The following is an 11,188-nucleotide window of genomic DNA, read 5'->3' on the forward strand; positions in this document are numbered from 1 at the left end:
CTGCTCCTTCGGCCCGAACGAAGGGCGTTCAGGGCCAGGAGATGTGCTTCCACAAGGTCCATGACGTGCACATAATCCCGGATGCAGGTTCCGTCAGGGGTGTCGTAGTCGTCGCCGAAGATGGTGACGGAGGGACGTCGCCCCATGGCCGCATCGAGAACCAGGGGGATGAGGTGTGTCTCCGGGTCGTGGGCTTCGCCGATACTTCCGTCCGGGGCGGCCCCGCAGGCGTTGAAATAGCGCAGCGCGCTCCAGCGGAGATCGTGGGCGACTGAAGCCCAGTGGAGCAGGCGCTCCACCGCCAGTTTCGTCTCACCGTAGGGATTCGTAGGACGCTTGGGCGCGTCCTCCGGAATGGGCACCAGTTCAGGCTCGCCGTACACTGCCGCCGAGGAGGAAAAGACAAGGTTTTCCACACCATGGCGCACCATGGCCTGAAGAAGCCGCAACACACCCTGGAGATTGTTGTCGTAATAGGCGAGCGGATCGCGCATGCTCTCCCCCACCTGAATGAACGCGGCGAAATGAAACACCGCGTCCACGCTGTGTTCCCGGAAGAGGCGCCCCAGCAACGTCGTATCCCGCACGTCGCCGTGCACGAACGGAACGGAGGGGGGAACAAAATCTCGATGCCCAGCGGAAAGATCGTCCAGAACGAGAACATCCTCGCCTCGCTCCAGAAGGCAACGGACCATGTGACTGCCGATATAGCCCGCACCGCCACAGACGAGAACCGCCATGATGCATTCCTCCTGACGTGACCAAAAACATGAAACAGAGAGGCCCGAAAGGAAAACTCTCCTGGGGAAATGTCAACAAAAACGACATTCCTTCCGCTGCCCTACCCAGGAAAATTCTCTTTTTCTTAAGAAAAACACCGCGAAAGATCCCGGATCGTCACTCTTTTTCAAAACAAAATCCCATCTTCATATCATAAACACCCAAACCACTCGCTCATGCCTTCATGATCGGCAAAAGCGTAACGTCCTCTTCAAAATCTGTCAAGGATACGGGTCGGGCGTAGCGGAAACAGAATGTTACCGGGGGAAGAAAAACGTTTCTTTATTGTGAGAAAACGTCACTTTTCGGGACACGGCGAACTTGAGAGACCTTCCGAAAGTGGCACGAGGAAATCACGGCTGGAGACAGTCTGTATCGGGAAAGAGAAAAACATCGCGGGAACCCCAGGCAGAACAGCGGCAACGCTCACGGAAGTTCGAAAGTGACATGCCACGTCACATTGCTTGAAGGAAGAGAAGCACTGGCCAGGCTTTCCGGCAGAGTCGATGTTTCCGCCGTCCGGACCAGCCAGTGGGTAAACCGGCTTTTCAAGAAAAATCGAACTCCGCCGGCGCAACAAAATCCAGCGCCGGCGTCTGAGATGGCAGCGAGCTCTTTTCAATTGCGAGCATTCCCCAAAATCGGCCCGGGAAAACACCGCACTCCGCTGTGCAAGGAGCCGAAACGCTTCGATCCGCGTTTTTTTCTACGCCGCGTCGTTTTTCACAACCCCACACCGCTGATCGATGACGAACTCCCTGGGTCGAGTGCCACCCGGAAGGCGGACAGAATCACCCTTCGACAGGATCCTTCGTCGTTTTTCCACCTCATCCGGGTTTTCCGGTTCCCGCCCCGGCTCAGCGATATCCTCACTTAAAGAGGAGATCGGGAAGCCAGGTGACGATCTTCGGGAAGATGATGCACAGGGCAAGGCAGACCAGCTGGGTCGCCACGAAGGGCACGATAGAGCGGTAAATGTCGTTCATGGTGACTTCCTTGGGAGCGATCCCCTTCATCATGAACAGCATGGTGCCGAAGGGCGGCGTCAGGTATCCCGTCTGCGTGTTGACGGCGTAGAGAACACCCAGCCAGAGAGGATCAAAGCCGTACAACGGAAGGATCGGAAGAAGAATGGGAAGGGTGATCATCAGAATGCTCCACGCATCGATGACGAGCCCGAGAAGGAACCAGACGACCTGTATGGCGATCAGCATGGTCCACCAGCCGATTTCATAGGTCTCGACCAGCCGAATAACCATCCGCGAGGCACCCAAACCCATGTAGACGGCCGCAAATGCCTGGGCGGCGAAAAGAATCCACATCATGAAGCCCTGTACCTTTATGGTGGTATAGGCCACGCTTTTGAGCAGCTCCCAGTTCAACCGTCTGTGGATGGCACTGCACACGAAAGCGCCGAACGCACCCACGGCCGCCGCCTCGGTGGGCGTGGCGATACCCGAATAGATGGAACCCAAAACGGCGGTGATCAGGAGAAGTGGAAGAATGACTCCCTTCAGCGAAGCCACCTTGGCTCCCCAGTCGGATCGCTCCTCCAGAGGAATAGGCGGCCCCAACTCAGGATTCATGTGGCATTTGATCAGTATGTACCCGATGATCAGCAGCGAGCACAGCATTCCCGCGCCCATTCCTCCGGCGAAGAGGCCGCCGATGGAGACCTGGGCGATCGTACCGTAAAGCACCAATGCAATACTGGGAGGGATAAGCGGTCCCAGAACTCCTCCGGCCAGAATGCATCCTGTGGCGATTCTCTTGTCGTAGCCTCGTTTGAGCATGGCGGGAAGGGCCATGACGCCCATCACCACCACTCCCGTGGAGGCGATGCCGGACATGGCGGCGATGAGCGTGCAGGCAAAGACCGTGCCGACCGCCAAGCCTCCCTTGACGCCCCCCGACCACCGGTACATCATCTCGAAGAGATCCTCCGCCACACCGGAACGCTCCAGTACGGTCGCCATCAGAACGAAAAGGGGAGCGGCCACCAGTGTCGTGGTGGACATCATGGAATACGTCCTGGCGACGATGATGAAGAGAGACTCGGGCCCCCAGAAGATCGCGGTAAAGACCGTAGCCAGTCCGCCAAGAACGAAGGCGACGGGAAGACCTGAGGCCAACAGAAGGAACATGCTGCCGAAAAGGAGAATCGAAATGACCCCTATGTCCATGGAAGCACCTCAGCTTCTGACAGCATCTTCGGTGTCCGCCACAGGCACGAGTTCGCGTCCGGTAACGGCCAGATAGCTGTCCTTGATCGTCTTTGTCATTCCCTGGAGCAACATGAAAAAGGCCGCAAAGGGGATGGTCCACTTGACCGGCCAGACCGCAGGTCCCCAGGTGCTGTTGGAGAATTCCTTCACCGAAAAGCTTGTCCAGGCCCAGGGCAGGCTTTTCCAGAGCATGACGCCCACAAAGATATAGAACATCGTCCAGGTGACAAGGTCGACGATCGCTTGGGTGCGTCTGGGAAACCGCATGTAAAACACCTCGACGTTGACGAACGCATCGTGCCGCAGTGCATAGGCTCCTCCAAGCACGAAGTGTGCTCCATAGAGCATGCAGGACGTCTCATGGGCCCAGATGGTCGGCCTGTTGAAGGCATACCTCATGACCACTTCGTACACCAATACGAGCATGACCGGATAGACGAGAAAACTGACGATTTTCCCCATTCGGTCATTCATGGTATCCACAAATCCGATAAAGCCAAGTAAAAATCGCACTTCCCATCACCTCGTCGAAAAACATCCGTCGCTAAAACCCGTAAAAACCCCCCTCCCCTTGGAAGAGAAGGGGGGCGCCTCTCGCGTTCGTTTATTCTATGTATCCGTAATCCTTCATGAACTGTTTGATGATCTCGACCGCCTTGACAACTCTCGCATCCTTCGGCCCCTGCTCGGCAGCGACCTTGTCCAGGTAGGGCAGGGAGAATTCAGTGACGATTCTCTTCACGTCCTCGTCGCTGAACTCAATGTACGTGGTGCCCCACTCCTTGAAGGATTTATTGAACATCTCACGCTCTTCCATGGTGACGGCGTCCATATAATCCGTGTTGAAGGCTTGCGCCGCCGTCTCGACGATCATCTGGAGATCTTCCGGCAGGGCATCCCATGCCGCCTTGGACGCCCAGAGTTCCATCCCCTGAGGAACCTGCAGGGCCGGGCCGATGAAATACGGGCACACCTCGTAGAGCTTGAGGTCCCGGTAGAGCCACCATGCGGTACCGCTGCCGTCGAGGGTCCCCGTGGCGATAGCCATGTAGGTCTCCGGGTGCGGAAGCATGACCGGAGAAGCTCCGAAGTGTTCCACGAAATCCGACATGGATCCGAAGAACCTCACCTTGAATCCCTTCAGATCTTCCAGGGATTTGATCGGTTTCTTGCTCCAGAAGTAGGTGTTGCCCACGCTATGGCTGCCGAGGAATTTAATACCCCGATCCGCCAGCGCCTCTCCTACCAAGGTGTCGATGCCTCTATGATGGAAGAGTTCGTTGAATTCGTCGTTGGTCCGGGTAATGAAGGGGGGCATATTGGGCGCGGACACCCATCCCATGGGCATGGCTCCCCGGAAGAACAACGAGCTGGTATTCGCTATCTGGATCATGTTCCCCTGGAGCGCCGCATCCACTTCCGCATAATCAACAAGCTCACCGGCGTAATGCAGGCTGATCTTCAGCCTGCCCCCGGACATTTTCTCCACCCTCTCGATAAAGGGCTTGATCGCTTTTTCGACCGCGAGGGAGCCCGGAGTGTGATGGCTCTGGAATTTCCACTTGATTTCCTTCTCCGCAGCCACCGAGGGATTGCCGACGGCCAGCAGGCCCAGAAGCAGCACCGCTATCATTCCCAGCACGAGCATTTTCCTGTTCTTCACTCACTTCATCTCCCTTCGAATTAAATTAATCAATATTTTGCCATTTTTTCACCTTGCATTCACCACCTCCACCTTTACCGTGATCGTGCGGCCTGAACCGTGACCCCCTGGAAAGAGAGCGATCTGTCCGTTCGAAGAAGGACAGCGAACGGAACATGATCTGTCTCCAGTTTACCACCGTACCCGGTCGACGAGGGTCCCCCGATCAATCCACGTTGCGTCCAGAGTCTCCAGTTTACCACCGTACCCGGTCGACGCAAGCCACTTGCCTCAACAATACTCTATTGATTTAATGCTACAAATTTATCAACCCTGAAGTGTCACGTCAAGCGCAACAAGGCAGGGCTCACAGGCCCAGCCCGTGTTTGCCTGACCGGAGGGCGGAGAGGGACATTTTCCGTTCCTTTGCGCTAAGATGGAGGGCAGCGCATATAAGCCACGTCTTCGTCGGGTCCGGCGTGTGACAGTTCCATTTTCAGCAAATGCCATCCTCTCCCGAGTCGTTTTGCCTGTTGTCTTTCTTTCTGAAAGCCATTGCGTTTGGAGCGTAGCCTCCACTGAAAAACGGAGAGAGAGCGACTGGCCGTGACGGGAACGACACACTCCCTGGAAAAGGGGAATCTTTCGTTCTCCAAAAACATCATCCTCTGGAGGTCGGTCATGACGGAAAAAACAATCCGCACACTCTTCAAGGAGATCTTCGGGGGCGACACGGGAGAGGTGTTCGTCACCTTCGCCCCGGGGCGCGTCAACCTCATCGGAGAACACACGGATTACAACGGTGGACATGTCTTCCCCTGTGCCATCACGCCGGGAACATGGATGGCGGCGCGGCTGCGGCATGACCGGACGCTCCGGCTCTACTCCGGCAACGTCCCCCACCGGGGCATCGCGACATGTTCCATGGATCGCATGGAACGGAGTCCGGGCTCGGACTGGGCGAACTATCCCAAGGGTGTGGTGCGTATTTTCCGGGACGCGGGCTTTCCCGTGGACCGGGGGTTCGACGCGGTCTATCTGGGGGATCTTCCCACCGGGGCGGGGCTTTCGTCCTCCGCATCCATCGAGCTGGCCACAGCGACGATGCTCTCCGGCCTCTTCGGGCTCGGTCTGGAGGACCAGGCTGGGCGAATCCGTATGGCGCTTCTGGGAAAAGAGACGGAGAACCGCTTCATCGGCGTGCAGTCGGGAATCATGGATCAGTTCGCCATCGCCCTGGGCCGAGCCGACACGGCGCTCTTCCTGGACTGCGCGACACTCCTTCACGAGGAGGTGCCGCTCGATCTCGGCGACTGCGATCTCGTCATCATGAACTCCAACGCGCCGCGGGAACTGGCGGGATCCAAGTACAACGAGCGCCGGGAGGAATGCGAACGGGCACTGCAGTCACTCCGCAACGCCGGGCTCGCCGTGGGGAGTCTTGGAGAACTGGACGAGGCGACGTTCGAGGACTGGTCTTCGGCAATCGAAGATCCGGTCTGCCGCCGCCGGGCCCGCCACGCGGTCCTGGAAAACCGCCGAACCATCGCCGCGGTGCGACTGCTGCGCCGGAACGAGTCCGGCGGGACGGAACGGCTGCGGCGTTTCGGAGCGCTTCTCAACGCCTCGCACCTCTCCCTGCAGTTCGATTACGATGTCACGGGACGTGATCTGGACTGCCTTGTGGAATCGGCGTGGCAGCAATGGTCGTGTCTCGGAGCCCGAATGACCGGCGGTGGTTTCGGCGGGTGCGCCATCGCCCTGGTGGAACGCGGCGGATACGAGGAGTTCGTGGAGGCTGTGGGAAAAAGCTACCTGGGCTTCACCGGCAGGGAATGCACATTCCTGCGCACCACCGCGGGCGAGGGGGCCCGCCGCATTTCCTGAGCCAAGTCGCACCGGAAGAAAGCATGTCCCCGTGTCCGCACACCCTTTCTCGATGCAGAACATCCCCGGACCGTTGCACCAGGTCTCACTCCTCCGGGGAAAAACTTCGGACAACGCTGAACCGATAGACCGTACGGCTCCGGAAGACCGTTCCGGGACGGAGAACCCGAAGGGGAAGAAAGGGGCTGTTCACCGCATTGGGATACCATTGCGCCTCCAGGGCGATACCCGCATGAGGAGCGCTCACAACACCTCCGCGCAGACGTTCTCCTTCGGCGATCCACCCTCCCGAGTAGAACACCACGCACGGTTCCGACGTGGTCATTTCGAGCACTCGCCCCGAGACAGGATCACACAGCCGCACCTGGGGCACGAAAGGGAATCCCTCGCCGGAAGTACGCAGCACAAAGGCATGGTCGTATCCCCGCCCGCGTACCACCTGGGGATGCGGACGCTCCAGGTTTTTCCGGATCGACACGGAACGTCGGAAGTCGAAGGGCGTTTTCTCCACCGACAACGGAGGCTCCGGAAGGTGGCGCGCATCAAGGGGGAGAAACATCTCGGCGTCGATGCGCAGTTCCTGGTCCAGACCGGAGGCGGCGCGGTCTCCGGAGAGGTTGAAATACCCGTGAAAGGTCGGGTCGAGGAGCGTCGGGCTGTCCGTCTCTCCCGCGTAGTCGATGACGAACGCACCTTCGTCGTCGAGGGTGTAGGTGACGCACAGCCGCACTCTCCCCGGATAGCCGCCTTCCCCGTCCGGACTCACAGTGCGCAGACGAAGCCCGACCCGGCGGGATTCGCGGAAGGACTCCCCCTGCCAGAGACGACGAGAGAGGTCGCAGGTACCACCATGCAGACAGGCGGTACCATCGTTGGGAGTGAGAGAAAAGGTATTTCCATCGAGCGAGAAGGATGCGCCGGAAATGCGCCCCGCCGTAGGACCGCAGAGGACACCGAACCAGTTGGGGTTTTTCTCGTATCCCGCGAGATCGTCGTAACCGAGCACGACATTCTGCATCACCCCCTCCCGGTCGGGTGCGAGAAGCTCCACCACCGCCCCGCCGTAGTTCAGGCACGAGAGAACCAGCCCGCCCCCTTCCAGACGATAGAGGGTGACCGCCTCGTTTTTTCCGGTGATTCCGAAGGGATGTTCCGTGACGTTCACGGCAAGGGCACTTTCTTTTGCGGGAAAGGCACTCGAAAAAGCGCCGTCCCGTACGTCAAAGGCCGCTGGAGCGCCAGAAGCGCCGCAACATCTCGTCCACCTGGTCGATGTCGATGAGAAAGGCATCGTGCCCGTGGTCACTCTCGATCTCCTCGTAGGTGGCATGCGCGCCCCGATCTGCGGCGATGCGGGACAGCTCCTCCACCTGCCAGTTGGGAAAGAGCAGGTCGCTTCCGATACCCACGGCGAGCAGATGTTTCCCCGCAAGAGCACTGCGGAGGAATTCCGGGCTCCGTCCCTCTCCGGCATCGTGCAGGTCCATCGCCCGGGAGAGGTAGAGATAGCAATTGGCGTCGAAACGCCGCACAAGCGATTCTCCCTGGTGATGCAGGTAGCTTTCCACCTGAAACTGCCCCTCCCACTCCAGGGGATTTCCCCGTGCGACACTCCGCATCCAACGGTCTACAAAGACCTGTTCGCTCCGATAGGTGATCATGGCGAGCATACGCGCCACGGAAAGCCCCTTTCTGGGCCCCTCGCCGGGAGGATAGGCACCACCCTGCCAGGCGGGATCGGCCATGATGGCCTGGCGTTGCACTTCGTTGAAGGCGATGGCCTGGGGATAGAGCCTCCAGGGAGCGGCCACGACGGCGCAGCGATCCACCCTGTCGGGATGGGATAAAAGCCATTCGAGAGCCTGCATACCCCCAAGGGAACCACCCACCACCGCAGCGATACGGCGCACGCCGAGCTGTTCCAGCGCGATACGCTGGGCCTCAACCATGTCGCGCACGGTAATGACGGGAAAATGCATGCCGTAGGGCACACCCGTCTCCGGAACGGGCGAGACGGGACTCGTGCTGCCGTAGGGGCTGCCGAGGATATTGAAGCAGAAGACGCAGTAGCGGGAGGTGTCGAGAGCCCGATGGGGACCAACGAGAGCATCCCACCATGCCCCGGGAAGCCCCGGCGCGTCCGTCCCCGCGACGTGGTGGCTTCCTGTGAGAGCATGACAGAGAAGCACCACATTGTCTCTCGTCTCGTTGAGTTCGCCGTACCTCGCATAGGCATGCACCGCTCCCGGAAGAGTTCTGCCGGACTGTAGCATCAGGCCGGGAAGAGCGACCAGTCCGCGGAACTCCTCCGCGGCACCCGAGGGGGATGCACCGGGGTCGTTCTGGAGATTTTCAAGCTTTCCCGCGTTGATGACCGCATCGTCCCATCCCATCAGGCATGCCTCCCCAAACGGAGCTTCTCCGCGTTTCCTCCCAAAACGGCGCGAACAAAACCGTCATCAAGCGCCGCTTCGTCGAAAAACCGGTCGTACCGTCTCCGGGAAAGGATGGGAAAATCGCTTCCGTAGAGCAGTTTGTGCCCCACTCCTGCAGCGGAGGCGGCACGAAGCATTTCCGGCGCGTAGAGAAATGGGGATGCCGCCAGGTCGTACCAGGCGTTGGCGAGAACGAGACGCATCTCGGGCATGCACTCGTAGAGCCAGAGCCCTCCACCCCAATGGGCGAGGACGACCCGCACTTCGGGATGATTCGTGCAGAAGGCCGCCGCCTCGCGGGGGCCTACATTCCCTTTGCCGGGATAGTCGTGTCCCACGGGTTCCGCGGTGTGCAGCAGGAGAAACAGTCCGGCCTCGTCGCAGAGCCCCGCCAGGCGCCAAGTCTGCCGCAGGTCCGTGATGTCCCATTCCTGCCCCTGGGGAAAGAGTTCCCCCACACCGATGCACCCCGCATCACGGCAGCGGAGGATCTCGCTCTCCACGGCGGGATCGAGGGGCGGCACGACGGCGAGAGGACGAATCCTGCCGGGAAAGCGCTTCGCCGCGTCGAGCACATAGTCGTTGCACTCCCGACAGAGTTCCATGCTCCGGAAGGCGAATCCGAAGGTCCAGGCCTCGTCCACGCCTTCTTCATCCATGCGCGCCACCAATTCCTCCGCCGTTCCCCATTTGTGGACCTTGCTTCCGGCGAGCAGGGCGAAATAGGGTTCGTTCTCGGCGATGTCGCGCCACTCCGCGGCGATACGGGGTGGAGTGAGGTGAACATGGGCGTCGACGATCACGGAGAGCTCGCCCCCTCCACGAGAGTGGAACGCACGGAGGCGATGTTCGCCATGATCCGACGCGTCACGTCCGGTCGATTCATGGTATAGAGATGGACTCCCGCCACACCCCAGGAAAGAAGGTCGATGATCTGCTCCGTGGCGTAGGCGATGCCCGCGTCGGCGAGTGCCTCCGGGGCGTTTTCGTAGCGGGCCATGATGCGGGCGAACTTGGGAGGGATGGAGGCACCGCTGAGGGAGACGATGCGGCCGATCTGCCGGGCGTTGAGAACGGGCATGATCCCTGCCGTCACGGGAACCCGCACGTCCATGGCATCCAGGCGTTCGGCGAAGCGGAAGAAAAGATCATTGTCGAAGAAGAGCTGCGTCACGAGAAAATCGACACCCGCTTCGACCTTTTCTTTGAGGTGTCGGAGATCCTCCTCAAGGGAGTCGCAGGTGGCGTGCCCTTCAGGATAAGCGGCGGCCCCGATGGAAAACGCCCCGGGATGGCGCGTGGTGATGTGGCGCACCAGATCCGCGGCAAAATGGAAGTCCTCCCCACCGGAGGAGGAGCCCCCCAAAGAGACCTGGGGAGGATCGCCACGGAGGGCGAGGATATTATGTACCCCCCGCTCGCGAAGCGTGTCGAGGACGGCGTCCACCTCGGCCTCGGTCTGTTCCAGGCAGGTGAGGTGTGCCAGGGGCGTGAGCCCCCAGCGGTCCTTCACTGCCGCGGCAATATCCACGGTGCGCTCCCGGCTGCTGCCTCCCGCGCCGTAGGTCACGCTGATAAAATCCGGCCCGAGATCCCGGAGCGCCTCCACCGTAGCGTAGACGGTTTCCAGAGGATATTCCCGTTTGGGAGGAAAGATCTCGAAGGAAACAACGGGTCTGCGCCGTCGGAAAAGATCGCGGATGAACATGTCAGTTCACCGCCGGAGCGTCCCCGAGGAGGCGCTCCACAAGCCGCACGGCACTTACCGCGTCGGGAGCGAACCCGGATGCACCGATTTTCTCAGCAAAGGAGGACGTCACCGAGGCGCCTCCCACAATAACCTTCACGTCGGGCTGGAGATCGTGGAGAGACCACACGACCCGCTCCATTTCGAGCATGGTGGTGGTCATGAGGGCGGAAAGGCCGACGATCCGGGGGCGCTCCTCGTTGATGGCGTCGAGAATCCGCTGGAGAGGAACGTTCTTGCCGAGGTCCCGCACGGAATAGCCGTGGCTCCTGAGCACCGTGCCCACCACGTTCTTGCCCAGATCGTGCAGATCGCCCTCCACGGTGGCGAGGAGTATTTTCCCCCGGTCCAGAACTTCGCCTTTGGCGGAGATGCGTTCCTGCACCCGCGAACAGACACATTGGGCGGCCTGGGCGGCGGCGATGAGCTGGGGCAGGAAATAGTCGCCGCAGTCGTAGCGTTTGCCAACTTC

At 60.0% G+C, this 11,188-nt stretch carries 10 protein-coding genes; 1 reads left to right on the top strand and 9 read right to left on the bottom strand.

Annotated elements, in window-relative coordinates:
• The 4 genes from galE to Q1K49_RS06675 all read right to left on the bottom strand — a co-directional run.
• On the bottom strand, positions 1–740 hold a 740-nt coding region (galE, locus tag Q1K49_RS06660; RefSeq protein ID WP_300524262.1), incomplete at its 3' end, for a UDP-glucose 4-epimerase GalE.
• Between the two features lie 909 nt (positions 741–1,649).
• Positions 1,650–2,963: a TRAP transporter large permease subunit gene (locus Q1K49_RS06665; RefSeq protein ID WP_213693007.1), complete on the bottom strand. Its 1,314-nt coding sequence runs from the start codon at positions 2,961–2,963 to the stop codon at positions 1,650–1,652.
• 9 nt (positions 2,964–2,972) lie between these two features.
• On the bottom strand, positions 2,973–3,479 hold the full coding sequence (locus tag Q1K49_RS06670) for a TRAP transporter small permease subunit (protein WP_300524264.1): 507 nt from the start codon (positions 3,477–3,479) through the stop codon (positions 2,973–2,975).
• A gap of 130 nt (positions 3,480–3,609) precedes the next feature.
• Positions 3,610–4,668: a TRAP transporter substrate-binding protein gene (locus tag Q1K49_RS06675; RefSeq protein ID WP_300524267.1), complete on the bottom strand. Its 1,059-nt coding sequence runs from the start codon at positions 4,666–4,668 to the stop codon at positions 3,610–3,612.
• A gap of 660 nt (positions 4,669–5,328) precedes the next feature.
• Here Q1K49_RS06675 and Q1K49_RS06680 point away from each other — a divergent pair.
• A complete protein-coding gene (locus Q1K49_RS06680) occupies positions 5,329–6,534 on the top strand; it encodes a galactokinase (protein ID WP_213693004.1) in 1,206 nt (401 codons plus the stop codon).
• Positions 6,535–6,619: 85 nt separating this feature from the next.
• On the opposite strand, the gene Q1K49_RS06685 is transcribed toward Q1K49_RS06680, so the two are convergent.
• The 5 genes from Q1K49_RS06685 to Q1K49_RS06705 form a co-directional block, all read right to left on the bottom strand.
• The gene (locus tag Q1K49_RS06685; protein WP_300524268.1) at positions 6,620–7,699 is read right to left on the bottom strand and encodes an aldose epimerase family protein; all 1,080 of its coding nucleotides are present in this window, start codon (positions 7,697–7,699) and stop codon (positions 6,620–6,622) included.
• A gap of 55 nt (positions 7,700–7,754) precedes the next feature.
• The gene (locus Q1K49_RS06690; RefSeq protein ID WP_300524270.1) at positions 7,755–8,927 is read right to left on the bottom strand and encodes a homoserine O-acetyltransferase; all 1,173 of its coding nucleotides are present in this window, start codon (positions 8,925–8,927) and stop codon (positions 7,755–7,757) included.
• Positions 8,927–9,772 (bottom strand): amidohydrolase family protein, encoded by an 846-nt coding sequence (locus Q1K49_RS06695; protein WP_213694057.1) that lies wholly within the window; start codon positions 9,770–9,772, stop codon positions 8,927–8,929. The genes Q1K49_RS06690 and Q1K49_RS06695 overlap by 1 nt, the downstream gene beginning before the upstream one ends.
• A complete protein-coding gene (gene metF, locus Q1K49_RS06700) occupies positions 9,769–10,677 on the bottom strand; it encodes a methylenetetrahydrofolate reductase [NAD(P)H] (protein WP_213694058.1) in 909 nt (302 codons plus the stop codon). Before metF ends, Q1K49_RS06695 begins: the two co-directional genes overlap by 4 nt.
• Before the next feature lies 1 nt (position 10,678).
• Positions 10,679–11,188: cobalamin-dependent protein (locus Q1K49_RS06705; protein WP_300524274.1), on the bottom strand; the 510-nt coding region annotated here is incomplete at its 5' end.

Source organism: Aminiphilus sp., from assembly GCF_029975095.1.
In the GTDB taxonomy this organism is placed as follows: Bacteria; Synergistota; Synergistia; order Synergistales; family Aminiphilaceae; genus Aminiphilus.

Bases quoted from the DNA above. Each gene is read 5' to 3' on its own strand.
- Q1K49_RS06665 (WP_213693007.1), bottom strand. From the start codon at position 2,963: ATGGACATAGGGGTCATTTCGATTCTCCTTTTCGGCAGCATGTTCCTT.
- Q1K49_RS06670 (WP_300524264.1), bottom strand. From the start codon at position 3,479: ATGAATGACCGAATGGGGAAAATCGTCAGTTTTCTCGTCTATCCGGTC.
- Q1K49_RS06680 (WP_213693004.1), top strand. From the start codon at position 5,329: ATGACGGAAAAAACAATCCGCACACTCTTCAAGGAGATCTTCGGGGGC.
- Q1K49_RS06690 (WP_300524270.1), bottom strand. From the start codon at position 8,927: ATGGGATGGGACGATGCGGTCATCAACGCGGGAAAGCTTGAAAATCTC.
- metF (WP_213694058.1), bottom strand. From the start codon at position 10,677: ATGTTCATCCGCGATCTTTTCCGACGGCGCAGACCCGTTGTTTCCTTC.